This is a genomic window from Pseudomonas sp. FP198 (assembly GCF_030687895.1).
In the GTDB taxonomy this organism is placed as follows: domain Bacteria; phylum Pseudomonadota; class Gammaproteobacteria; order Pseudomonadales; family Pseudomonadaceae; genus Aquipseudomonas.
Genome location: NZ_CP117452.1, coordinates 4,072,400 through 4,095,011, shown reverse-complemented (window position 1 = coordinate 4,095,011; position 22,612 = coordinate 4,072,400). Strand labels below are relative to the sequence as shown.

Below are 22,612 nucleotides of genomic sequence, written 5' to 3'. Positions count from 1 at the left end.
TCCATATTTGTGCTGGATGATAAAACGCTATCGCGAGCAAGCTCGCTCCCACATTGTGCTGGCGGCAACAAAAAGGCCCCCATTCGGGAGCCTTGATGTTCAGCGGATCGGCTTACATGTTCGGGTAGGTCGGTCCACCGGCGCCTTCCGGCGTGACCCAGGTGATGTTCTGTGCAGGGTCCTTGATGTCGCAGGTCTTGCAGTGAACGCAGTTCTGGGCGTTGATCTGGAAGCGCTTCTCACCGTCTTCCTTGGTGATCACTTCGTACACGCCGGCCGGGCAGTAGCGCTGGGCCGGTTCGTCGTACAGTGGCAGGTTCTTGCCGATCGGGATGCCCGGGTCGGTCAGCTTCAGGTGGCAAGGCTGTTCTTCTTCATGGTTGGTACCGGAGATGAACACCGAGCTGAGCTTGTCGAAGCTGATCTTGCCGTCCGGTTTCGGGTAGTCGATCTTCTTGCAGTCGGCCGCCAGTTTCAGGCAGGCATAGTCTGGCTTGGTATCGCGCAGGGTGAACGGAATCCTGCCGCCGAAGATGTTCTGGTCGAGCCAGTTGAAGCCGCCGCCGACGATCGCGCCGTATTTGTGGATCGCTGCGCCGAAGTTGCGACTGGCGAACAGTTCTTCGTACAGCCAGCTGCTCTTGAAGCCATCGACATAGGCGGTCAGTTCGTCACCGCCTTCGGACTCGGCGAACAGGCGATCGGCCACTGCTTCGGCGGCGAGCATGCCGGACTTCATTGCGGTGTGGCTGCCCTTGATCTTGGCGAAGTTCAACGTACCGAGGTCGCAACCGATCAGCGCGCCGCCCTTGAAGACCATTTTCGGCAACGAATTCAGGCCGCCCTTGGCGATGGCGCGAGCGCCGTAACTGACGCGCTTGCCACCTTCCAGGTACTGCTTGAGCACCGGGTGATGCTTGAGGCGCTGGAACTCGTCGAAAGGCGACAGAAAGGTGTTGCTGTAGGAAAGATCGACGATCAGACCGACCACCACCTGATTGTTTTCCAGGTGATAGAGGAACGAGCCGCCGGTGTTTTCGGTGCCCATGATGTCCAGCGGCCAACCGGCGGTGTGCACCACCAGGCCAGGCTGATGCTTGGCCGGGTCGATTTCCCAGATTTCTTTCAGACCGATGCCGTAGTGCTGGGTATCGGCCTCGCTGTCCAGGTTGAAGCGCTTGATCAGTTGCTTGCCGATGTGACCACGGCAGCCTTCGGCGAACAGCGTGTACTTGCCACGCAGTTCCATGCCAGGGGTGTAGAGGCCTTCCTTCGGGTTGCCTTCACGGTCGACACCCAGGTCGCCGGTGATAATGCCGCGAACCACGCCGTTTTCATCGAACAGCGCTTCCTGGGCGGCGAAGCCGGGGTAGATTTCCACGCCCAGGTTCTCGGCCTGCTGGGCCAGCCAGCGGCACAGGTTGCCCAGGGAAATAATATAGTTGCCTTCGTTGTGCATGGTCTTGGGCACAAAGAAGTCGGGGATTTTGTTCGCCGCCTCGGCGTTTCGCAGGACATAAATGTCATCGCGCACGACCGGCGTGTTCAACGGCGCGCCGAGTTCTTTCCAGTCCGGGAACAGTTCGTTCAGGGCACGCGGTTCGAACACCGCGCCGGAGAGAATGTGCGCACCGACTTCGGAGCCTTTTTCGACCACGCAGACGCTGATTTCCTTACCGGCTTCGGCGGCCTTCTGTTTCAGTCGGCAAGCGGCAGACAGGCCAGCGGGGCCGGCACCGACGATGACCACGTCGAATTCCATGTATTCGCGTTCCACAGGCTATCTCCTACTCAAGGCTCAACAGTTTTTTCTAATTGGAGGTTTGGCGTTGCATCCGTTATTTCCTTCGTCGAGCGACGAAAGCGACAATGGATGACCCGCGCTTCTCTCTCTGAGCGGCGCATTATATCTACACCACTCTTGGGGTCCAATACAAACGTTCGTTTGAAATTGCCGCAGCCCAGATAAATCACTGACGTACGGCTTATGACCGACCATTTTGCCGTATTGACCGGAATAGGCGTTCCGGTCAAGATACGGGCGGTTTTGCGCTCGCCGTAGGCTGACTGTTGGTTTCAAGAGCACCTCTAAAGACAGGGCGAAGGCAGCACAAAGTGACGAGGTGCGCGGTTCGGACGCGCAGTTTACACGCCGCGATAATGAATGACTCATCGGTCATCACTGACGAATGGTCTTCACTCCCGTGAGCAAGGTCATGTGTGGTTCATGCCGGCGTTTTTAGAGGTGCCCTTGCGCCCATGATCATCAACCGCCAGGTTCGCCCAGGCGACTTTCTTTTCACCGGAGAGTAACGAGGAATCCATGAAGGTTCTTGTAGCTGTCAAACGAGTGGTCGACTATAACGTCAAGGTTCGCGTCAAGGCGGACAACTCCGGCGTCGACCTCGCCAACGTCAAGATGTCGATGAACCCATTCTGCGAAATCGCCGTAGAAGAAGCCGTACGCCTGAAGGAAAAAGGCGTGGCGACCGAGATCGTCGTCGTCTCCATCGGCCCGACCACCGCCCAGGAGCAACTGCGCACTGCGCTGGCGCTGGGTGCCGATCGCGCCATCCTCGTCGAGTCCGCCGAAGACCTGACTTCCCTGGCCGTTGCCAAACTGTTGAAAGCCGTTGTCGACAAGGAACAGCCACAGCTGGTGATCCTCGGCAAGCAGGCCATCGACAGCGACAACAACCAGACCGGCCAGATGCTTGCTGCGTTGAGCGGCTACGGCCAGGGCACCTTCGCTTCGAAAGTCGAAGTGTCCGGCGACAGCGTTGCCGTGACCCGCGAGATCGACGGCGGCGCGCAGACGGTTTCCCTGAAACTGCCGGCCATTGTCACCACCGACCTGCGTTTGAACGAGCCGCGTTATGCGTCCCTGCCAAACATCATGAAAGCCAAGAAGAAGCCGCTTGAAGTGCTGACTCCGGATGCTTTGGGCGTTTCCACCGCCTCCACCAACAAGACCCTGAAGGTCGAAGCGCCGGCTGCACGCAGCGCGGGCATCAAGGTCAAGTCGGTGGCTGAACTGGTAGAGAAACTGAAAAACGAAGCGAAGGTAATCTGACTATGACTATCTTGGTAATCGCCGAACACGATAACAAGGCACTGGCTCCGGCCACGCTGAACACCGTTGCTGCCGCCGTCAAAATCGGTGGCGATGTGCACGTATTGGTGGCCGGGCAGGGCGCAAGTGCCGTTGCCGAAGCTGCTGCTAAAATTGCCGGCGTGGCAAAAGTACTGTCGGCCGACAACGCCGCCTACGCAAATCAGCTGCCGGAAAACGTTGCTCCGCTGGTGGCCGAGCTGGGCAAGGGCTACAGCCACATCCTGGCTGCCGCTACCTCCAACGGCAAGAACATCCTGCCGCGCGTGGCTGCCGCACTGGACGTCGACCAGATCTCCGAAATCATCTCGGTGGAAAGCGCCGATACTTTCAAGCGCCCGATCTACGCCGGCAACGCCATTGCCACCGTACAATCCACCGCTGCGATCAAGGTCATCACCGTGCGCGCCACCGGTTTCGACCCGGTTGCCGCCGAAGGTGGCTCGGCTGCCGTTGAAGCCGTAGGCGCTGCTCATGACGCCGGCATCTCCAGCTTCGTCAACGAAGAACTGGCGAAATCCGATCGTCCTGAGCTGACCGCTGCCAAGATCGTCGTTTCCGGCGGTCGCGGCATGCAGAACGGTGACAACTTCAAGCACCTGTACGCCCTGGCCGACAAGCTGGGCGCTGCCGTCGGCGCTTCCCGCGCCGCGGTCGACGCAGGTTTTGTGCCCAACGACATGCAGGTCGGCCAGACCGGCAAGATCGTTGCGCCACAGCTGTACATCGCCGTCGGTATCTCCGGCGCGATCCAGCACCTGGCCGGCATGAAAGACTCCAAGGTGATCGTTGCGATCAACAAGGACGAAGAAGCGCCGATCTTCCAGGTGGCCGATTATGGCCTGGTGGCTGACCTGTTTGAAGCCATCCCCGAGCTGGAGAAGCTGGTCTAATCCGGCGTCTTCACTTATAAAGAGCCCGGCCTTTGGCCGGGTTTTTTTATTTCTGCTTCCGGGGAGCGTAGCGCCATGGATCTTCGCCGTTTGGCCGGTTGGTCGTTGTTGGGGGCATTGGCTTGCATGCCTGGCCTGTCTGTCGCCGCTGGCAAATGTGAGCGCTTGGTCGCCACCGGCAGCCCCGATGCACCGCCTTACCTTTGGCAAGACCCCCAGGACCCCAAGCACCTGATCGGCGCCGGCGCCGACCTGCTGGAGCAGGTTGCCCAAGCGCTGGGGATCAAGATCGAACTGCTCTACGCCGGCAAGCGTGCCCAGGCATTGGACGAGGTGCGCAGCGGGCGCATGGACCTGCTCGTCGATGCTCCGCTGACCACGACCGGGCTGGAAAGCCTCGATTACGTGCACCCGGCCTTGCTGGAAAATGATTACCTGGTCTGGACCCGCAAGGACTCGACGTTGCTCATCACCCGGCCCGAGGATCTTCACGGACATCCCGGTGCCTTGTCAGAGAAGGCCCGAATGACCCATGGATTCGGCGTCTTTGCCGAGCGGAATCTCACCCTGACCCGGACACCCAACCTGACCCAGGCCTTTCAGAAATTGCTGCTGGGTGAAGTGGAATATGTCTTGGCAGGACGCTACTCGGGCATGGCGATGGCGCAGACATTGGGGATGGCCAACGATTTGCAGGCCGCACCGCAACCGGTGGATAAACCGGGGTTGTTCCTCGCGGTTTCCCATAACTCCGCTTGCAACGACCCATGGTTGCGCGGACAGCTGGCGCAAAAGATGACAGAATTGGCCGCGTCCGGCCTGACGGAGGCTGTGTTGCAGCGCAATCTGGAGCGTTGGAAAACACAGTTGCAGCCACCTGTCAGTGCCCCAAAACAGTAGGGAACATTAGTGACTATTCGACCTCTTTTCGCTGCCCTGGCCGTTCTGGCTCTGGCGGGTTGTGCAGCCGATCCGGCGCCGAATGAACAGCTGCGCCTGACTGAACAGGCCATCGAGCAGGCCCGTGCGGTGGGCGCCACCGCCGATGACGTGCCTGAACTCAAACTCGCCGAAGAAAAATTCGCCCGCGCCAAGAGCAACATGGCTGACGAATCCTACAAGAAGGCACGCATGCGCGCCGAGCAGGCCGAGCTGGACGCGCGCCTGGCCGAAGCGAAGGTGCTCAGTCTCAAGCGCCAAGAGCAGTTGAACGTGCTCGATACTCGAATCAAGCGCTTGCGCAAACAGTTGAGGGATGATGCCCAATGAAGCCGTCCCATGTGTGTGGAAGCCTGGTCCTCGTGGGCCTCGCCAGTTTGTATGGCTGCGCCGGCCAGCGTAGCGAAGCGGCGCTGGAACAGGCCAGCGCCAGCTTCCAGAAGGTCAAGGAAGACGCCAACGTCCTGCGCGCCGCGCCCAAGGATGTCATCCGCGCCGGCGAATCCCTGGCCCGGGCCGATCGCCTGTCCAGCTATTGGGGCAGCGGCGAGGACGTCCAGCATTACGCTTACCTGAGCCAGCGCTACAGCGAGATCGCGCGGGAACACAGCAACCAGTTGCTCAATGAAGAGCGCGCGGCGAAGCTTGAGCTGGAACGCCAGCGCCTGCAATTGGCCTTGCGCGAATCCAAGTTGCTGAGCGTCCAGCAGCAAGGCAAGTGGCTGGAAGAACAGATCATGGCGATGGCCACCACCCAGACTGATCGCGGCTTGGTGATGACCCTGGGTGACGTGCTGTTCGACACCGGCGAAGCGGAACTGAAGAACTCGGCCAACCGCGTGGTGCTCAAGATCGTGCAGTTCCTGCAGCTCAATCCCAAACGCGTGGTGCGTATCGAGGGCTACACCGACAGCACTGGCGGCAAGCAGGAGAACCTCAAGTTGTCCCGTGATCGCGCGCAGGCGGTGGCGGACGTGCTGGTGGACCTGGGGATCGATGAAAAGCGCATCCAGGTCGAAGGCTACGGCGATCAATACCCGGTGGACGTCAACGCTTCCGAGCGTGGCCGGGCCCAGAACCGTCGCGTGGAAATCGTCTTTTCCGACGAGAAAGGCCAGCTCGGCGCCGCCCGCTGAGGGTTGCGTCACTGGAAAACCCGGCCCCTGCAAAGGCGCCGGGTTTTTTTGCGCCTGGAGATCGTGAAGAAAAGGGTACAGTTTGGGGTGTCACTGCACTGTGCTGTCAAGTAATCTGGCAACTGTCCCAGTACACTTCTAAACTGTTCCGGTAATATTTCCCACAAGAATAAAATGCCCGTGAAATCGAGTGCTGCGTCATGACCAACCTCCTGCTCTACCAGCGTATTGCTCAACAACTGGCTGAAGATATCCGGCGCGGTGTATATCAGCCCGGCGAACGCGTGCCGTCGGTGCGCAAGATGAGTTCGCAGCTCAACGTCAGCCACGCCACTGTGTTGCAGGCGTATGCCAACCTGGAAGACCAGGGGTTGATCCGGGCGCGGCCGCAGTCGGGTTATTACGTGCACCAGACGCCGGCCCTGACCGCGCCGACGCCGGACATCGCCCGGGTCGAACGCCCCGGCCTGGTGACGCGCAGCAGCATCATCCAGCAGGTATTGGTCGAGTCGCGTCGTGAGGGGGTCTTCCCGCTGGGCGCGGCGGTGCCGAGCGTCGATTATCTGCCAGTGCGGGCGTTGCACCAGCAGTTGGCCAAGGTCACACGGTTTCACAGCCCGCGGGCTTTCAGCTACATGTTCAGCCCCGGCTTCGAGCCGTTACGACGCCAGGTGGCGATTCGCATGCGTGATGCCGGAGTCGTGGTCGACCCCTCCGAAGTGGTGATCACTCATGGCTGCGTCGATGCGTTGCAAATGTCGCTGCGCGTGCTGACCCGTCCAGGGGATCTGATCGCCGCCGAGTCGCCGACCTATTACGGTTTGCTGCAGTTGGCGGACCTGTTGGGACTCAAGGTGATCGAAATCCCCAGCGATCCGGTCACCGGTATGAGCCTTGAAGCCTTGCAGCTGGCGGCCAACCAATGGTCGATCAAGGCGTTGGTCCTGACCACGCGCCTGAGCAATCCCCTCGGCGGCACGATGCCTGAGGAGCGGCAAAAGCAGCTGCTGCGCCTGGCCTCGGATTTCGACATTCAGATTGTCGAGGACGACATTTACGGCGAACTGATGTTCGAGCAGGGGCGTACCAAGGCACTCAAGGCGTACGACCGCCTGGATCGGGTGATCTACTGCTCGAGTTTTTCCAAGACCTTGTCGCCGGGTGTGCGCATCGGCTGGATGATCGCCGGCAAGTTCCAGCAAGAGATCCAGCGGCTGCAAACGTTCAGTACTCATTCGGCGTGCAGCGTCACGCAGATGGGCATCGCGGCGTACCTGGAAAACGGCGGCTACGACCGGCACCTGCGCTACATTCGCCAGGAGTACCGCAAGAACCTCAGCGCCTTTCAACTGGCTGTGCAGCAGTATTTTCCCGAAGGCACGCAAATGAGCCGTCCTACCGGGGGCTTCATCCTTTGGGTCAGCCTGCCGGGACGGGTCAATACCCAAGAGCTGCACGTGCGGGCGCTGCAGCAGGGCATCAGCATCGCCCCCGGGCTGATCTTCAGTAACACCGAGCAGTTCAACCACTGCATTCGCTTGAACTGCGGCACGCCCTGGAACCGCGAGGCAGAGCGGGCCCTGATGACGCTGGGGCTGTTGGCCACCCAGCTGTGCCAGGAGACCGCGAGCGGGCTCCTTTAAATTCAAGCGCTTGGATGGACATGCTTGTCAGCGCTCGATTAACAGGCGAGCATGGGGCTTGTGCCGTAACTGCCATCGAGTCCAATGAAAGCCATTGTCCCTGCCGTCTGGGTTTTGCTTGGCCTGTTGACTGCCTTCCATTCAGGAGGCGTCGTGGCGGCTGCGGCACAGGAGAAACCCGCGGCCAGCGCCACGAAGAATCCTGGCAAGGCACCCGTAGCGGTGAAAAAAGCCCCCGCGAAGAAAACCGCGAATACCAGAAAAAAACGTGCCCCCGTCGCCTCCAAAAGCAAATCCGCTCGCGAAATTGCCAAGACCCGACTGCCACCTGCGAAGCTCGATCTGAGCTTGCCCAATGAAATGGTCGAGGAGCTGAAACCCCCGGGAACTGTGCCGCTGCCCAAGCGTGAGCCGTTGTTGCCGCCCATGTTCGGCGATAAGCCTGGGCCGTTCCAACTCAACGGGCGTTTGCTGAGCAACGAAATGCAGCTGCCGTTGCGCAACCAGGAGCGCAACGAAGTGGAGGGCGCAGCGCTGGAGTTCGAATTCAAGCAGTAGGCATTTATTGCGCCTGCGACTCGTCGCTGACTGCTCGGTCATCGAGCCATGAACGAAAAAACACCCATCCAGTAATTTGAAACGTTCGTTTTAGCCGTTACTCTCTGTCCTGTTATCAACCATTACCTGCCGTGAGGACGTTGTCGTCATGAAATGCCGCGAGGGCTGTGGCGCCTGCTGCATCGCCCCCTCCATCAGCTCACCCATCCCGGGGATGCCTCAAGGCAAGCCGGCGGGCGAGCGTTGCGTGCAGTTGTCGGTCGACAATCTGTGCCAGATATTCGGCCGGGCCGATCGCCCTGCGGTGTGCTCGGCGTTTGAGGCTGACATCGAGGTCTGTGGCCACAGCAGCGAAGAAGCCATTCGACTGATCGGTTGGTGGGAGCAAGTCACGGCAGCGTAATGCGTCAAGATCGGAACTTCGAAAACAAGGAAAACAATTATGGGTTCGCTGCATCGTATGGCTGTGTTGTGTGGTTTGACCGTTTTGTTGGCGACGGCTACAGCCCAGGCTGAGGATTGGCAGGTTGCCAAGGAAAAGGAAGGTATCAAGGTTTCACTCAGTGAAGTCAGCGGTTCCAAGTACAAGGCCTACCAAGGCGTGACCGTCATGAAGACCACCATGGCGAAGTTGCGAGCCTTGCAGGAGGACGTATCGGGCGCCTGTGCCTGGATTCATGAATGCAAGAGCCAGAAGCTGCTCAAGCACGAAGGTGACCAGAGTTGGACCTACACGCGGTTCAACACGCCATGGCCAGTCGAGCCGCGCGACTCCGTCCTGAAAGTCACTACCATTGAAGGCGCGGATGGCAGCCTGACCCGCAAACTCGAGGGCGTACCCACTTACGCGCCTGAAGAAAAAGGTTTCGTGCGAGTGGCAAAAGTCGACGGTTTCTGGAAATTCACTCCCAAGGGCGCGGATCAGGTCGAGGTGATTTACCAGGTCCATACCGAGCCGGGGGGCGACGTTCCGTCCTGGCTGGCTAACAAGTTCGTGGTGGATGCGCCGTTCAATACCCTGAAAGCGTTGAAAGAACGCGCCGAAAAATAGTCCTGGTCACTCCAAGAAAAACCGCCCTTGAGGCGGTTTTTTCGTATGTGCCCTCAACGAACTCAGCGGAACGATTGTTTCGCCGCCAATGTCGAGATAGAGGTAAGCCAGGCCATTCCATCGAGCAAGGAGACACTGATGCAAAAGTGGGAAATCATCTTCGTTGACGATCACGGCGAAACGATCGCCGAGCAGTTTGATTACGCCCAGGAGCCCACGATGGAACAAGCGGCACAACTGATTCGTGAAAAGCTGGTACCTCTCTCGAAAGAGCTAGACCTCAACGACCTGGAGGGCCGCACCGACGACCCCACGGTCAAGAGCCTGAAAACCCAGAACAGCATTGAAATCATCAGCATTAAACCGGTTTCATGAAATTCATTGTCTGGTCCCGCTTGGCAGTCGCACTGACTTGACGCTACTCTGCAATCGAGATCAGCGAAAGGATCGCCAAGGTCCGGTCTTGTCAGCTACATGCTTGTGTCCCGACGGTCATTTGATGCCGTATCGCTTGTAACCGCTGGTTGCATGCACGGGAAGACGGAAAGTCTATCCATCGGTTCTGAGGAGGACGTTTCATGAGCACAGCCTATCAAGAAGATATCAGCACCAGCGTGTTGCGCCGCATGAAAGAAGGCGGTTTCGATTTCTCCCAATTCCATCCCATCGAGTTCTACGCCATTTTTCCCGACGAGGAACGGGCGCGCAGGGCGGCAGGTCATTTTCGGGGAGAATCTTTGAATGCGCAGATCAGCGCTCGGGAAGATGGTGCCTGGTCACTGGAACTGAGCCGGGTGATGTACGCCACATACGACGATATAGGTGACTTCGAACTGAACTTCGAGGCGGTGGTTGAGCCACTGGGTGGCATCATTGAAGGGTGGGGCGTCAAGCAGGAGATCCGTCGCCTGCAGGCCTGATACTTACTCTTCGCAGCACAGCAACGGCTGACCTTTGTGTCGGCCGTTTTCATGTAGCGCTCTTGTGGCGAGGGGGTTTATCCCGCTGACGCCACAAGGTCAACGGCAATCGAGCTTCATTGACTCAACGCTGCTTGCGTCCCGCCATATGCTTCAAATATCCCACCAACAAATCAAGCTCCGCATCCGGCAGCACCGCCGCCGAGAACCCCGGCATCTTTCCTTGAGGCCAGCGCCGCAGGCTCTGCGGATCCCGTATGTAACGCTTGAGAAAATCCCCCGAGAAGTACTCGGTTGGATTGAACGGAATGTTCAGGTCCGGGCCGAACTGGGCATCACCTGCACCGTTGAGGCGGTGGCAGGCCAGGCAGTTTTTTTGGAACAGCGCAAAACCCTGATTGATCGGATCGTCCTTGGCCAGGCCAGGGGCGGGCAGCAGGGCAGGGAAGCGCTCGGCCACCGCGGACAGGCGCTTGATGCTCGCCAGCGCATAGGGCCACTGTTCGGGGCTGATATGGCCCGCCTGGGGATCGGTCCAGACCAGATAGAAAGGCCCGGCACTGCGCTTGCCCTCACCCAGCGACGGCCAGGGGGCTGCTGGGTCTTCGATCGCCAGCCACGCACGGGCGCCACTCTGGTTGAGCAACGGTGCAGCGGGCATTTCGGCGGCAAAGCCATCCAGCGCCACGGCCTGCAGATGGTCATCCGGCTGGACGCCGGTCAACAACGCGGTGAGGGGGACGGCGCGATAGCTCATGGGTTTCTTGTAGGAAACATCTTCATTGATCCGGACCGTTCGAGCTTCAGGATGCTTGAGCAGTTCCTCGGTTTGCCAGGTGCGTGCCTGCGTGCCCAGTTCAAGTACGAGTTGCGCGGCAAAAAGAGGCGTGCTGAGCAGCAGCGCCCCGATCGCAATGAGAGCTTTCAATGAATCGCCTTCCATGTCGAGAGGGAAGCGCAAAGGGTGGCACAGCCACCGTCGCTTGAACAACGACCCTCGTACATTTGCTGGCGATGGCACCACGCGCCGGATTCAGCCGATGACCTTGGTGATATTCGGCAAAATCAACAGCAGCGTAGTGGCAAAGAGGATGAGTCCGGCTTGGCGAACTTTCGAATGTTTGAACATGGCTGACCCGCCTTTTTTGTTATTTCCTGAGGCCAGCCTGCGTAGCTCCGTGGCGGCTGGCGTTGCACTTCCTGTTTGAAACTGGCTGACAAGCGCCTCGGCAAAACCCGACGACTCTCTTGTACAGGGTTTACATTAGGGGCCGCAGCCGCGTTGGCTTAGATCCAATTCGTATGAGTTTGAAGCTGATAGCTATTAAACAGGCATGAGGCCTATTGCCAGCTACTTGCCGGCCCTTTTGCTAGACGGCTTGCTCACCTGAAACGGTTAACCCGATAGCACGCTACCGTTCGTCTGAGCGTGGCTGTCAATGCCGTTGAGCGCTGGGGTCATTGAATCCGGCGCCGCTGGGCTTAAGGTTGGAGGTGTTCGCATTACGTCGATGATGGTTCGAGGATGTCATGACCCAAGCTTTGATTTTCGATGCATTACGCACGCCCCGCGGCAAGGGCAAGGCCGATGGCGCCCTGTACACCGTCAAGCCGGTGAACCTGGTCGCCGGCCTGCTCGACGCGTTGCGCCAGCGCGTGGACCTGGACACCCGCCATGTCGATGACATCGTGCTCGGCTGCGTGACTCCGGTAGGCGACCAAGGCGCCGACATTGCCAAGACGGCGGCCCTGGTGGCGGGCTGGGACGTCAGCGTGGCGGGCGTGCAACTCAACCGTTTCTGCGCCTCGGGCCTTGAGGCCGTGAACCTGGCGGCGATGAAAGTGCGCTCCGGTTTCGAGGACCTGGTGGTGGCCGGCGGCGTGGAGTCGATGTCGCGGGTACCGATGGGCAGCGATGGAGGCGCGTGGGCGCTGGACCCACAATCGAACCTGCAGGGGCATTTTGTCCCCCAGGGCATTGGCGCGGACCTGATCGCTACCCTGGAAGGTTTCAATCGCGAAGATGTCGATACCTTCGCACTGCAATCCCAGCGCAAGGCCGCACGGGCCCGGGACGACGGATCGTTCGCTAAATCCCTGGTGGCGGTGCGGGACCAGAATGGCATCGTGCTGCTGGACCACGACGAGTTCATCCGGGGCGACTCGACCCTTGAAGGGCTGGGCAAGCTTCGGCCGAGTTTCGAGGCGATGGGTCAGATGGGCTTCGACGCGACGGCGTTGCGTGTCTACAGCCATGTCGAACGAATCAACCATGTGCACACCCCGGGCAACAGCTCGGGTATCGTCGACGGCGCGGCGCTGATGCTGATCGGCACCGAGGCAAAGGGCCGCGAGCTGGGCCTGGAGCCCCGGGCGCGAATCGTCGCCACTGCGGTCACCAGCACCGAGCCGACCATCATGCTCACTGGCCCGGCCCCGGCCACCCGCAAGGCGTTGGCGAAAGCCGGGTTGCGGGTGGAAGACATCGATCTGTTCGAGGTCAACGAAGCCTTCGCCTCGGTGGTGCTCAAATTCATCAAGGACATGGCCATCGATCCCGCAAAGGTGAATGTCAACGGCGGTTCTATCGCCATGGGGCACCCATTGGGTGCCACCGGGTGCGCAATTCTTGGCACTTTGCTCGATGAGCTGGAGGCGCGTCGCCTGCGTTACGGCCTGGCGACGCTGTGTGTCGGCGGCGGAATGGGCATCGCCACCATCATCGAACGCCTCTGAGCCCTCGACACCAAGGAACACTTTTCATGACCGAAGCCATTCGTTACGAAACCGGCCAGGACCGGATCGTTCTCCTGACCCTGGACATGCCGGGCCAGAGCAGCAATACCATGAATGCGACCTATCGCGAGGCGATGGCCGCCTGCGTGGCGCGTCTGTTGGCCGAAAAAAATTCGATCGCCGGGGTGATCATCACCTCGGCCAAGAAAACCTTTTTTGCCGGTGGCGACTTGAACGAGCTGGTCAGGGTCGACCCATCCGAGGCCCAGGCGTTCTATCAGATGGTCCTGGGGCTGAAAGCGCAACTGCGCGCCCTCGAAACCCTCGGCGTTCCCGTCGTCGCCGCGATCAATGGTGCGGCCTTGGGCGGCGGCTGGGAAATCTGCCTGGCGTGTCATCATCGCGTAGCGCTGGACCATCCATCGGTGCAGATCGGCTTGCCGGAGGTCACCCTCGGCCTGCTGCCGGGCGGTGGCGGTGTGGTGCGGATGGTGCGGGTGCTGGGTCTGGAAAAGGCCTTGCCGTATCTGCTCGAGGGCAAGCGACTTGGCCCGCAGCAGGCGTTGCAGGCCGGCTTGATCGACGAGCTGGCGGCGGATCGCGACGAGCTGCTGGCCAAGTCCCGAGCCTGGATTCTCGCCCATCCGGATGCGCTCCAGCCTTGGGATGTGAAGGGGTATCGGCTTCCAGGCGGGACCCCGTCCGACCCGAAAGTCGCCCAGATGCTGGCTATCGCGCCTTCGATCCTGCGCAACAAGACCCAGGGCTGCCTGCCGGCCCCGGAAAAGATTCTCTGTGCTGCAGTAGAGGGCGCGCAGGTGGGGTTTGACGCGGCGCATCTGATCGAGACGCGCTATTTCACCGAGCTCGCCACGGGACAAGTGGCGAAGAACCTGATCGGCACCTTCTGGTTTCAACTCAACGAAATCAAGGCCGGCAGATCCCGCCCACAGGGTGTTGCGCCTTATCTGGCAAAAAAAGTCGGCGTGCTCGGCGCGGGGATGATGGGCGCCGGTATCGCCTACGTCAGCGCGGTGGCCGGCATCGACGTGGTGCTCAAGGACATCGACCTGGCCGCCGCACAAAAGGGCAAGGCACGCTCGGCGGCGTTGCTGGACAAAAAAGTCACCCGTGGCCAACTCACCGAGGAACAACGCGACGCCACACTGGCGCGGATTCACCCTACCGACAACGATGCCGAGCTGGCCGGTTGCGACCTGATCATCGAGGCCGTCTTCGAAGACCGTTCCCTGAAAGCCCAAGTGTCGGCGGCAGCCCAGGCGGCAGCGGGGCCTGAGGCGGTGATCGCTTCCAACACCTCGACCCTGCCCATCACCGGCCTGGCCGAGGCGGTGCCGGACGCGAGCAGATTCATCGGGCTGCACTTCTTCAGTCCGGTGGAAAAAATGCCGCTGGTGGAAATCATCAAGGGGGCCGGGACCAGTGATGAAACCCTGGCCCGGGCTTTCGATTTTGCCCGGCAGATCGACAAGACGCCCATCGTGGTCAACGACAGCCGTGGTTTTTTCACTTCGCGGGTGTTTGGCACCTTCATCAACGAAGGCATTGCGATGCTCGGCGAGGGCGTGAGTGCGCCGATGATCGAAACCGAAGCGCGCAAAGCCGGGATGCCGGTTGGGCCCCTGGCTGTTTCTGACGAAGTTTCCCTCGGTTTGATGAGCCATATCCGCGCTCAAACCGCCAAAGACCTGCACGCAGAAGGGAAAGCGCCTACAGAGCATCCTGCATTCGCCGTGATCGACCTGCTGCTTGATGAGTACAAACGACCAGGCAAAGCGGCCGGAGCCGGTTTTTATGACTATCCAGCCCAAGGGCAGAAGCATCTCTGGCCGGAGCTCAAGAGCCGTTTCGAGAAAGCCGGTGGGCAAATCCCCGCGCAGGATATCCGCGATCGCCTGCTGTTCATCCAGGCCTTGGAAACTGTTCGCTGCGTAGAAGAAGGCGTCGTCACTTCGACGCCGGATGCCAATGTCGGCTCGGTATTCGGCATCGGCTTCGCGGCCTGGACAGGTGGGACGTTGCAGTTCATCAACCAGTACGGTTTGCCGGCATTTATCGCTCGTGCCCAGTACCTGGCCGAGCAGTATGGCGAACGTTTCTCACCGCCGGCCCTGTTGCTGGAAAAAGCCGCCAGCCGGGCGACGTTCTGACGGGGAAGGGGCTTGCCTTGGAGCGGTGTTTCAAGGCAGGCTCTGGGGTGTGCAATATTCCCATCATCGTGTCAGGTATTTTTTATGTCGTTACGCATCTGCATTCTGGAAACCGATATCCTGCGTCCGGAACTGGTCGAGCAATATCAGGGTTACGGGCAGATGTTCCAGCGCCTGTTTTCGCAACAGCCCATTGCGGCCGAATTTGTCGTGTACAACGTGGTGGAAGGGCAATACCCCAGCGATGACGAGCAATTCGACGCCTACCTGGTGACCGGCAGCAAGGCCGACTCCTTTGGCAGCGACCCGTGGATCCAGACGCTCAAGACCTATCTGATGGACCGCTACCAGCGTGGCGACAAACTGCTGGGCGTCTGCTTTGGTCATCAGTTGCTGGCCTTGCTGCTGGGCGGCAAGACCGAGCGCGCCAGCCAGGGATGGGGCGTTGGCACCCATCGTTACAAACTCGCGGCAAAGGCGCCCTGGATGAGCCCGGTGATGGAAGAACTGACTTTGTTGATCAGTCATCAGGACCAGGTCACCGAGCTGCCGGAAAATGCCACGGTCATCGCCTCAAGCGATTTCTGCCCATTCGCGGCCTATCACATCAATGATCAGGTCCTGTGCTTCCAGGGCCACCCGGAATTCATCCATGATTATTCCCGGGCCCTGCTGGAAATTCGCCAGCAACACCTCGGCGAGCAGATCTACAGCCAGGGCGTGGCGAGCCTTGAACAGGAACATCACGGCACGACGGTAGCCGAGTGGATGATGCGTTTCGTCGCGCACAAACCCCAAGCTGAAGCCGCCCAAGGCTGATTACCCTGGCATCCCACATTTGATCAGCAGATCAAATGTGGGAGCGAGCCTGCTCGCGAAGAAGGCCACGCAAATCCCACCGGCAAATCCTACAACCATCCCGATCGCTTGAAACTCGCCCACAATGACGTACACCCCACCCCGATAAACCCGAGCACCAGGAAATACCCGTAGTGCCAAGTCAACTCCGGCATGTTTTCGAAGTTCATCCCATAGATCCCGGCCACTGCGGTCGGAAATGCCAGGATCGCCGCCCACGCTGCGAACTTGCGTTGCACCACGCTCTGGCGCGAGGCTTCCAGCAACACGCCGATCTCGATGGTCTGGCTGGCGATGTCCGCCAGTGTCGCCAGGTCTTCCATCTGCCGGGTGACATGAATCTGCACATCGCGGAAATACGGAGTCATGTTCTTGTCGATGAACGGAAAGTCCAGGCGCTGCAGCTCTTCGCTGATTTCCACCATAGGTGCCGCATAACGGCGCAGGCGTAGCACGTCGCGGCGCAGACTGTGCAGGTTCTGGATATCGCGCTCGTTCAAGGCGCTGCACAGTACGTTGCGCTCCAGTTCATCGATCTCGGTGTGGATGGCTTCGCCGACGGGCTGGTAGTTCTCGATGACGAAATCGAGGATGGCGTAGAGGACAAAATCCTCCCCATGCTCCAGCAAAATGGGACGCGCCTCACAGCGCTGCCGGACATGTGCGTAGGACGCCGAGTGGCCGTTGCGAGCGGTGATGATATAGCCCTTGCCGGCGAAAATATGGGTCTCGATGAATTGCAGCTTGCCGTTCTCGCGTACCGGCGAATAGGTGACGATGAACAGCGCATCGCCAAACGTCTCCAGCTTGGGACGGCTGTGCTTCTCCATGGCGTCTTCAATTGCCAGTTCATGCAGGTTGAACTGGCGTTGCAGGTTGGTCAGTTCCAGCGTGCTGGGCTCTTCGAGGCCGATCCAGACAAAATGTCCTGGTTTTGCAGCCCAGGCACTGCCTTCGTCGAGGGTGATATTGGTGACTTTCTTACCGGCGCTGTAAACCGCAGCAGCAACGACTCTACCCATGATGATGGTTCGCTTCTTCTTGGAAATTGGCAGTGGCAGGCAACGTGCAGCTTAGCGCGCCATGGTCTTTGAGAGTCAGCAAAATGCGCCGAGTTCGGTGCAAAAGAAAACCCGCCGTGAAGGCGGGTTTCTTGTTTACGCGACGCGCAGTTGCCGGTCCATCGTCTCGATGCATTCACGCATCTGTTCGCGGCATTGGGCAATGAGGCGGGGCATGTCATCCATGCTCAGGCCTGCGGTAGGAATGGCTGGCAGCGAACGAATGAGAATGTCACCGGCGTGCCAGCGATCCAGGCGCATATGCTTGATATAGGTGCTAACGCACACCGGGATAATCGGCACCCCGGCGGCAATCGCCATCTGGAACGCGCCTTTCTTGAAGGGCAACAGGTCCTCGCCCATGTTGCGCGTCCCTTCCGGGAACACCCAGATGGACGTGTTTTCATGCTGCAACGTGTGGGTGGTGGTCAGCATCGATTTGCGCGCCTTGATCGCATTGCCGCGATCAATCAACACGTTCCCCGCCAGCCAGAACAGTTGGCCGAACAACGGCACCCACTTCAGGCTCTTCTTGCCAATGCACACGGTACGACGCGGCACCACGTTGCCGAACACGAAAAGATCGTAGTTGGACTGATGATTGGCAATGATCACGCAGCCGTGAGTCTTGTTGACCAGCGTGTCGACCTCAGCCTTGACTCGCAAGCGCAAGAACCACATCGCAGGCAGGGCGTATAGCCTGGCGCATAAACGACTGTTGTCAGGATTGAACGGCCGGCACAAACCCAGGATCACACCCAGCACACCCGCCAGAACAAAATGCAGGCCCATCAGACACATACGCAGTGCAAACAACATCAACAGGCCCCATCGGGACAAAAGGTGGCGCAGTGTACGGATGTGCACTGTTTTCGGCAATTGCGCCTGTAGAGGAAGGAGATAGGCGATGTTTAAGCGTATGTTTCTAAACGACTGTAAGAAGCGGAATAGAGCGGTTACCGATTCCCCAGTAGTTTCCATGGGAAACTCCACCGGTCCCGTGGCGAGGGAGCTTGCTCCCGCTTGAGTGCGAAGCGCTCATGAAAATGGGCCTGCTACGCAGTCCAGCGGGAGCAAGCTCCCTCGCCACGGGGACGTTGTTTTCTCGGTGAGCGATATTGCCTTTAGCCAACGTTCAGCCGGTGTATTCCTGATCCAGCAGAATCGCGCTGTCCAATGCATCCAGCAACGCCTTGCGAACCTTGAGCTTGGTGTTCTTGTGGGCGGTCATGTTGATCTTCTTCAACTGACGCGCTGCCTCCAGTGCCGCAGCTTGCAACTCGTCAGCCGCGACCACCTTGTCGAGGAAACCGGCATCCACGGCGCTCTGCGGATTGAACATCTCGCCATTGATGACCGAGCGGTGGAACGCAGACTTGCGCAAGCGATCACGGGCCAGCTCGATACCGGCGTGGTGCATGGTCATGCCGATCTGCACCTCGTTCAGCCCGATGGTAAACGGCCCCTCCACACCAATGCGGTAGTCCGCCGACAGCAGCAGGAACGCACCCTTGGCCACCGCATGCCCAGGGCAGGCGACAACGACGGGGAAGGGGTGCGACAACAAACGACGGGCCAGGGTCGAGCCGGACGCGACCAGACTGACTGCCTCCTTGGGGCCGGCGGTCATCACCTTCAAATCGTAACCGCCCGACAGAATCCCCGGTTGCCCGGTAATGATCACCACCGCGCGATCAGCCACTGCCTGGTCCAGCGCAGCGTTGAATGCGACGATCACATCAGGCGAAATGGCATTGACCTTGCCATTGTTCAAGGTCAGGGTCGCGATACCGTCTTCGAGATGGTAGGCAATCAGGTCGCTCATGACGCTATTCCTTGTAAGAGAAGTGGAGCAGACGTTACCCACCGTCGCAGGCCAGGTAAAGCGCCGTGACTGACTCACCGGTCAGCGCCGCTCCGCCCCAAATCTCGCGAAGCGCCCAACAGCCAGCGCTTGCCCCTTGGGGCCGCCCATAGCCGAAGCCGGAGTTTGGCCGGTTTGCCCTGCCTCGCCGCGTCCGAAATGCCCGACCGGCCTTAACCGCATGAAAATTCTGAAAAAAACCTTTGCCATCGGAAAGGCTTTCGACTACATTAGCGCGCCTCGACAGACTGAACAGTTTGCCGAGACACGGTGAAGTGTCCGAGTGGCTTAAGGAGCACGCCTGGAAAGTGTGTATACAGGAAACTGTATCGAGAGTTCGAATCTCTCCTTCACCGCCATATTCTGTAAACACAAACCCCTGATTTTCCTAGAGAAAGTCGGGGGTTTGTGGTTTTTGGTCCTTAAAAAAAGGACGACATGGTGGTTTTCATGCGGGCTCAAGGTGAGAAGGCCCCGCGTTTGCAGAGCCTGTCAGGTTAGACGAATTTGATTAGCAGCGTGGTGACGGTGGCCACCGTACCGAACAGACCGGTGGCAACCGCGACTGGGTACCAGAACGTTTCGCGAGTCATCTTGCCCGCTTCGGCGTTGAGCTTTGTGGTCTCAGCCATCAATTTGGCAATTTCGACATGGACCTTTTCCAATTCTGCGCCGCTCATACTGAATTCCTGCAGGGTGTTCGTCCTTTCGGGGTCACCACGGGTCGCGCTCTGTGCGCTGCCCTTAGATCCATATTGTCCTTTAAGGTACGGCTGCGAGTTTTTTCCTGCCCCAAGTATAGCCATTTGAATTCATCGCGGCTCGCCGATCAGCATGTACCTGGGTTTCAAGGTATGCCGAGCGCATCGCAATCGGTTTTTCTTGGCGGCGCCAAGCGTGGTCAACAGGTCGCCGAAAGCAGTTTTCATGTAATCAATCAAAAAGGACAACTAAGCCACCAGAATGTCTACCGCCAACACGGATGACGGCCAGGACCTCCCATGACCCACCCCCGAATCGGCTTCGCCTGCCAATACCGGCACCCTGATCGCGGTCTTGCTGCGAGTGCATTAAAGACCATCGAAGCGCCATACAACCCCCGCACCACGACGTTACGCTGGATGGATGGCGTCCCTCTCCAAGTCGCCCGCGACAAACTGCTTGAAGTCGTGACGCACAATCTCGACGCACAGCTGCGCCTCATCGCCTACGTTGCCGAGCTTGCGCCAACCCTGCGCATGCTTCGATTGAGCAGTGATCTGTTGCCGTTCTACAGTCATCCGAAGGTGAGCGCTTTCTATCAGGATCGGGCCATTCAAAACCAGCTGGAAGAACGCTTCGCTGTGATTGGCAACCTCGCGCGTTCGGCGGATATCCGGCTGTCCTTCCACCCTGGCCAGTATTGTGTGTTGGGCTCGGATAAACCGGGTGTGGTGGAGAACAGCATCGCCGAGTTCGAGTACCACGCCGACATGATCCGGATGATGGGTTACGGTCGGCGCTTCCAGGACTTCAAATGCAACGTGCACATCGCCGGGCGCCTCGGGGGCGAGGGGATCCGTTCGGTCTGGCCGCGGTTGTCGGAGGTGGCGCGCAATTGCATCACCTTCGAAAACGAGGAGAAGACCTACGGCGTCGATGATTGCCTGCAACTGGCTGACCTTGCCGCCGTCGTGCTGGATATTCATCACTGTTGGATCAACGAGAACGATTACATCGCACCGGACTCCCCGCGAGTCGAACGCATCATCGAAAGTTGGCGTGGGGTTCGGCCCACCATGCATTATTCGCAGCCGCCGGAGCGATTGCAGGAATTGGGTTTCGATGCAGGCAAAAAGCTCGAGATGGATGCGTTATTAAAGGTAGTGTCCAAACGTGACTTGTACGGTCACAGTGATCAGATGTGGAATCGCTGGACCAACGCATACGCGCTCAAGTTTCTCGACCGTTTCGACATCATGTTGGAGGCGAAAGACAAGAATCTGGCTGCGCAGGCATTTTATGAAGATGTCGCTCGGCCTTATCTTCATCCCTGCGCATAGATCAAACGACCTGCGAACAGCATCAGGCAACCCCACAGCAGTATCGAGCAAAAGCCTCCAGGCACATGCCGTTAAGGTTCTCAGGAAGAACTTTTATCAACTGTATTGCCGTGAGGTAGACATCATGACTACATGGAAAAGTCTGGCCTGGCGTGCCCAGGTTGTTGTGTTGGCTTTAATGCTTTCCACGAACACCTCCTGGGCTTCGGAAAACACTCAAGAGGCCAATACGAATCTGGTCCGCCAGGCGTTCGCGAACTGGCAGCAGGGCAAAGGCACGGTCTTCGACCTGCTGGCGCCCGATGCGGTCTGGACAGTCGCCGGATCGAGCCCGGTTTCCGGCGTGTATGACAGCAAGACCGAGCTGATCGAACAGGCCGTGCGCCCGATCAGCGCCCGACTGGCGACACCAATTTCCCCCACGGTGCAGAGCATCATCGCCCAGGACGACATTGTCGTCGTCCTGTGGAGCGGCACTGCGACAGCTCTCGATCGCAAACCCTACAACAACACCTACCTGTGGCAACTGACCTTCAAGGATGGCCGGATTATTCAGGCGATGGCCTTCCTCGACACCTACGCGTTGAATGAGCTCATGCGCCGGGTAACGCCTGCGCAGTAGAGGGCACCTGACATCGCAACGGCGCAAGTTGAGTTATGTGTGCGCTACTCCTGGCACATCCATATTGATCTTGCGCCACGCCGCCTCGGAGAAGCTATAGACCGAAAAGGCAATCAGCCCCAGGGCTATCACCATCAACACCAGGCCTCCGGCCGGCAGATTCTGCAACGCATCGAGGGCATCTTTCATGCCGGGCGGGTCCACGGCTTTATAGGCCGAGCCACTGATGATCAGCAGCACGGCGATCTCGATAAACACCACCCCGCGGGCGATCAGGCCGAAGCGCGATACCGGCCGCACATAACGCATGACTTCTTCGTCAGCCTCGAAGTATTTTTCGAACGAGGCCTTCCAGCCTTTGATGATGTGGGCAATGCCGACGCCCAGCGGCACCAGGGCGACGAGGTAAACCACAAGGTTCGAATGGTCCCAGGAGAGGATGCGCGCCAGCAGGTCCTGGGTTTGCCCACCGCCGGAGTTCCCGGAGCTTTTCAAGCCGCTAATCAGCAGGCCCAAGGCAAAGAATGCCAGCGCGCCATTGACCAGGCCGCCCGCCAGCAACCCGGCGCGAATCACCAGGCCCTTGAACTGCGTGCCGTGATGATCAACGTCGCGCGTGGCTTGCAAGATGCGCCAGCCGGCGAAGGCAAGCAGGCCCGCTACCACCAGCCCGACCAAGGCATGGCCGAAGGGCTGGCTCAGCAACATCTCCAGGCTTTTGTGACTGTCCTTCGGTTTGGTGGAGTCTTGGGCCGCCAGCAGGGCAAGAATGCCGACGATGAGATAGATAACGCCACGAGCGGCATAACCGCCTCGGGCCAGTAGCACCAGGCTCTGGTGTGGGGACATGGGATCGATTCCGCGACAATGATAGAAAAGCAGACCCATGGCGCCGTTAGGGGTTCGATTGAAGATGGGGCGCTGACCCATTGGCCCGATTCAAGGCCAACTGACCCACCGCACTGCATGTCGGTCTCGCGGATCAGTTGGGCTCCGGTCTTCAGGG

Annotated in this window: 23 protein-coding genes and 1 tRNA gene; 17 read left to right on the top strand and 7 right to left on the bottom strand. The window is 59.3% G+C overall.

What is annotated here, in order from left to right; genetic code table 11:
• Window positions 1-112: 112 nt before the first annotated feature.
• Complete coding sequence (locus PSH78_RS18540) at window positions 113-1,777, bottom strand: electron transfer flavoprotein-ubiquinone oxidoreductase (protein ID WP_305496031.1); 1,665 nt, start codon at window positions 1,775-1,777, stop codon at window positions 113-115.
• Window positions 1,778-2,323: 546 nt separating this feature from the next.
• On the opposite strand from PSH78_RS18540, the gene PSH78_RS18535 reads away from it, so the two are divergent.
• From PSH78_RS18535 to PSH78_RS18485, 11 genes are all read left to right on the top strand, one after another.
• The gene (locus PSH78_RS18535) at window positions 2,324-3,073 is read left to right on the top strand and encodes an electron transfer flavoprotein subunit beta/FixA family protein (RefSeq protein ID WP_007908338.1); all 750 of its coding nucleotides are present in this window, start codon (window positions 2,324-2,326) and stop codon (window positions 3,071-3,073) included.
• A gap of 2 nt (window positions 3,074-3,075) precedes the next feature.
• Window positions 3,076-4,005: an electron transfer flavoprotein subunit alpha/FixB family protein gene (locus PSH78_RS18530; protein ID WP_305496030.1), complete on the top strand. Its 930-nt coding sequence runs from the start codon at window positions 3,076-3,078 to the stop codon at window positions 4,003-4,005.
• A 75-nt stretch (window positions 4,006-4,080) separates the two neighbouring features.
• The gene (locus PSH78_RS18525; protein ID WP_305496029.1) at window positions 4,081-4,905 is read left to right on the top strand and encodes an ABC transporter substrate-binding protein; all 825 of its coding nucleotides are present in this window, start codon (window positions 4,081-4,083) and stop codon (window positions 4,903-4,905) included.
• 9 nt (window positions 4,906-4,914) lie between these two features.
• Window positions 4,915-5,274, top strand: a complete 360-nt coding sequence (locus PSH78_RS18520) for a DUF4398 domain-containing protein (RefSeq protein WP_305496028.1) — start codon at window positions 4,915-4,917, stop codon at window positions 5,272-5,274.
• Window positions 5,271-6,080: an OmpA family protein gene (locus PSH78_RS18515; RefSeq protein WP_305496027.1), complete on the top strand. Its 810-nt coding sequence runs from the start codon at window positions 5,271-5,273 to the stop codon at window positions 6,078-6,080. The genes PSH78_RS18520 and PSH78_RS18515 overlap by 4 nt, the downstream gene beginning before the upstream one ends.
• 200 nt (window positions 6,081-6,280) lie before the next feature.
• Window positions 6,281-7,723, top strand: a complete 1,443-nt coding sequence (locus tag PSH78_RS18510; RefSeq protein ID WP_305496026.1) for a PLP-dependent aminotransferase family protein — start codon at window positions 6,281-6,283, stop codon at window positions 7,721-7,723.
• 84 nt (window positions 7,724-7,807) lie between these two features.
• Window positions 7,808-8,281, top strand: coding sequence for a translation initiation factor 2 (locus PSH78_RS18505; protein WP_305496025.1), 474 nt, complete (start codon window positions 7,808-7,810; stop codon window positions 8,279-8,281).
• Between the two features lie 148 nt (window positions 8,282-8,429).
• The gene (locus PSH78_RS18500) at window positions 8,430-8,684 is read left to right on the top strand and encodes a YkgJ family cysteine cluster protein (RefSeq protein ID WP_305496024.1); all 255 of its coding nucleotides are present in this window, start codon (window positions 8,430-8,432) and stop codon (window positions 8,682-8,684) included.
• A gap of 39 nt (window positions 8,685-8,723) precedes the next feature.
• Entirely contained in the window at window positions 8,724-9,332 is a 609-nt protein-coding gene (locus PSH78_RS18495) for an START domain-containing protein (RefSeq protein ID WP_305496023.1), read from the top strand.
• 138 nt (window positions 9,333-9,470) lie between these two features.
• Window positions 9,471-9,707: a hypothetical protein gene (locus tag PSH78_RS18490; RefSeq protein ID WP_305496022.1), complete on the top strand. Its 237-nt coding sequence runs from the start codon at window positions 9,471-9,473 to the stop codon at window positions 9,705-9,707.
• A 203-nt stretch (window positions 9,708-9,910) separates the two neighbouring features.
• On the top strand, window positions 9,911-10,252 hold the full coding sequence (locus PSH78_RS18485; protein ID WP_030137746.1) for a ribonuclease E inhibitor RraB: 342 nt from the start codon (window positions 9,911-9,913) through the stop codon (window positions 10,250-10,252).
• 124 nt (window positions 10,253-10,376) lie between these two features.
• Here PSH78_RS18485 and PSH78_RS18480 read toward each other — a convergent pair whose 3' ends face one another.
• Window positions 10,377-11,195 (bottom strand): cytochrome c, encoded by an 819-nt coding sequence (locus PSH78_RS18480; protein WP_305501319.1) that lies wholly within the window; start codon window positions 11,193-11,195, stop codon window positions 10,377-10,379.
• Window positions 11,196-11,782: 587 nt separating this feature from the next.
• Between PSH78_RS18480 and PSH78_RS18475 the strand changes: the two genes are divergently transcribed.
• The 3 genes from PSH78_RS18475 to PSH78_RS18465 all read left to right on the top strand — a co-directional run bounded on the left by PSH78_RS18475 (window position 11,783) and on the right by PSH78_RS18465 (window position 15,978).
• A complete protein-coding gene (locus tag PSH78_RS18475; RefSeq protein WP_305496021.1) occupies window positions 11,783-12,988 on the top strand; it encodes an acetyl-CoA C-acetyltransferase in 1,206 nt (401 codons plus the stop codon).
• Window positions 12,989-13,014: 26 nt separating this feature from the next.
• Window positions 13,015-15,159, top strand: a complete 2,145-nt coding sequence (locus tag PSH78_RS18470) for a 3-hydroxyacyl-CoA dehydrogenase NAD-binding domain-containing protein (RefSeq protein WP_305496020.1) — start codon at window positions 13,015-13,017, stop codon at window positions 15,157-15,159.
• Window positions 15,160-15,243: 84 nt separating this feature from the next.
• Window positions 15,244-15,978 carry an amidotransferase gene (locus tag PSH78_RS18465; protein ID WP_305496019.1) on the top strand — a complete coding sequence of 245 codons (735 nt, stop codon included), beginning with the start codon at window positions 15,244-15,246 and terminating at the stop codon, window positions 15,976-15,978.
• Between the two features lie 89 nt (window positions 15,979-16,067).
• Here PSH78_RS18465 and PSH78_RS18460 read toward each other — a convergent pair whose 3' ends face one another.
• From PSH78_RS18460 to PSH78_RS18450, 3 genes are all read right to left on the bottom strand, one after another.
• Complete coding sequence (locus PSH78_RS18460; RefSeq protein ID WP_305496018.1) at window positions 16,068-17,039, bottom strand: magnesium and cobalt transport protein CorA; 972 nt, start codon at window positions 17,037-17,039, stop codon at window positions 16,068-16,070.
• Window positions 17,040-17,174: 135 nt separating this feature from the next.
• Window positions 17,175-17,897, bottom strand: coding sequence for a 1-acylglycerol-3-phosphate O-acyltransferase (locus tag PSH78_RS18455; protein ID WP_305496017.1), 723 nt, complete (start codon window positions 17,895-17,897; stop codon window positions 17,175-17,177).
• 316 nt (window positions 17,898-18,213) lie between these two features.
• On the bottom strand, window positions 18,214-18,903 hold the full coding sequence (locus PSH78_RS18450) for a crotonase/enoyl-CoA hydratase family protein (protein WP_305496016.1): 690 nt from the start codon (window positions 18,901-18,903) through the stop codon (window positions 18,214-18,216).
• A 308-nt stretch (window positions 18,904-19,211) separates the two neighbouring features.
• On the opposite strand from PSH78_RS18450, the gene PSH78_RS18445 reads away from it, so the two are divergent.
• Window positions 19,212-19,301, top strand: a tRNA-Ser gene (locus PSH78_RS18445).
• 138 nt (window positions 19,302-19,439) lie between these two features.
• Here PSH78_RS18445 and PSH78_RS18440 read toward each other — a convergent pair.
• Window positions 19,440-19,622: a hypothetical protein gene (locus tag PSH78_RS18440; RefSeq protein ID WP_305496015.1), complete on the bottom strand. Its 183-nt coding sequence runs from the start codon at window positions 19,620-19,622 to the stop codon at window positions 19,440-19,442.
• 321 nt (window positions 19,623-19,943) lie between these two features.
• On the opposite strand from PSH78_RS18440, the gene PSH78_RS18435 reads away from it, so the two are divergent.
• Entirely contained in the window at window positions 19,944-20,984 is a 1,041-nt protein-coding gene (locus tag PSH78_RS18435) for a UV damage endonuclease UvsE (RefSeq protein WP_305496014.1), read from the top strand.
• A 124-nt stretch (window positions 20,985-21,108) separates the two neighbouring features.
• Window positions 21,109-21,606, top strand: a complete 498-nt coding sequence (locus PSH78_RS18430; protein ID WP_305496013.1) for a nuclear transport factor 2 family protein — start codon at window positions 21,109-21,111, stop codon at window positions 21,604-21,606.
• A 33-nt stretch (window positions 21,607-21,639) separates the two neighbouring features.
• Here the strand turns inward: PSH78_RS18430 and PSH78_RS18425 are convergent, their stop codons facing one another.
• Entirely contained in the window at window positions 21,640-22,455 is an 816-nt protein-coding gene (locus PSH78_RS18425) for a DUF1206 domain-containing protein (protein ID WP_305496012.1), read from the bottom strand.
• Window positions 22,456-22,612: the final 157 nt, after the last annotated feature.

Excerpts from the sequence above, each read along its gene's own strand:
- PSH78_RS18475 (WP_305496021.1), top strand. The coding sequence starts at position 11,783 with ATGACCCAAGCTTTGATTTTCGATGCATTACGCACGCCCCGCGGCAAG.
- PSH78_RS18525 (WP_305496029.1), top strand. The coding sequence starts at position 4,081 with ATGGATCTTCGCCGTTTGGCCGGTTGGTCGTTGTTGGGGGCATTGGCT.
- PSH78_RS18460 (WP_305496018.1), bottom strand. The coding sequence starts at position 17,039 with ATGGGTAGAGTCGTTGCTGCTGCGGTTTACAGCGCCGGTAAGAAAGTC.
- PSH78_RS18495 (WP_305496023.1), top strand. The coding sequence starts at position 8,724 with ATGGGTTCGCTGCATCGTATGGCTGTGTTGTGTGGTTTGACCGTTTTG.
- PSH78_RS18430 (WP_305496013.1), top strand. The coding sequence starts at position 21,109 with ATGACTACATGGAAAAGTCTGGCCTGGCGTGCCCAGGTTGTTGTGTTG.
- PSH78_RS18440 (WP_305496015.1), bottom strand. The coding sequence starts at position 19,622 with ATGAGCGGCGCAGAATTGGAAAAGGTCCATGTCGAAATTGCCAAATTG.
- PSH78_RS18470 (WP_305496020.1), top strand. The coding sequence starts at position 13,015 with ATGACCGAAGCCATTCGTTACGAAACCGGCCAGGACCGGATCGTTCTC.
- PSH78_RS18510 (WP_305496026.1), top strand. The coding sequence starts at position 6,281 with ATGACCAACCTCCTGCTCTACCAGCGTATTGCTCAACAACTGGCTGAA.
- PSH78_RS18435 (WP_305496014.1), top strand. The coding sequence starts at position 19,944 with ATGACCCACCCCCGAATCGGCTTCGCCTGCCAATACCGGCACCCTGAT.
- PSH78_RS18505 (WP_305496025.1), top strand. The coding sequence starts at position 7,808 with ATGAAAGCCATTGTCCCTGCCGTCTGGGTTTTGCTTGGCCTGTTGACT.
- PSH78_RS18465 (WP_305496019.1), top strand. The coding sequence starts at position 15,244 with ATGTCGTTACGCATCTGCATTCTGGAAACCGATATCCTGCGTCCGGAA.
- PSH78_RS18530 (WP_305496030.1), top strand. The coding sequence starts at position 3,076 with ATGACTATCTTGGTAATCGCCGAACACGATAACAAGGCACTGGCTCCG.
- PSH78_RS18500 (WP_305496024.1), top strand. The coding sequence starts at position 8,430 with ATGAAATGCCGCGAGGGCTGTGGCGCCTGCTGCATCGCCCCCTCCATC.
- PSH78_RS18515 (WP_305496027.1), top strand. The coding sequence starts at position 5,271 with ATGAAGCCGTCCCATGTGTGTGGAAGCCTGGTCCTCGTGGGCCTCGCC.
- PSH78_RS18455 (WP_305496017.1), bottom strand. The coding sequence starts at position 17,897 with ATGTTGTTTGCACTGCGTATGTGTCTGATGGGCCTGCATTTTGTTCTG.
- PSH78_RS18450 (WP_305496016.1), bottom strand. The coding sequence starts at position 18,903 with ATGAGCGACCTGATTGCCTACCATCTCGAAGACGGTATCGCGACCCTG.
- PSH78_RS18485 (WP_030137746.1), top strand. The coding sequence starts at position 9,911 with ATGAGCACAGCCTATCAAGAAGATATCAGCACCAGCGTGTTGCGCCGC.
- PSH78_RS18425 (WP_305496012.1), bottom strand. The coding sequence starts at position 22,455 with ATGTCCCCACACCAGAGCCTGGTGCTACTGGCCCGAGGCGGTTATGCC.
- PSH78_RS18480 (WP_305501319.1), bottom strand. The coding sequence starts at position 11,195 with ATGGAAGGCGATTCATTGAAAGCTCTCATTGCGATCGGGGCGCTGCTG.
- PSH78_RS18490 (WP_305496022.1), top strand. The coding sequence starts at position 9,471 with ATGCAAAAGTGGGAAATCATCTTCGTTGACGATCACGGCGAAACGATC.
- PSH78_RS18535 (WP_007908338.1), top strand. The coding sequence starts at position 2,324 with ATGAAGGTTCTTGTAGCTGTCAAACGAGTGGTCGACTATAACGTCAAG.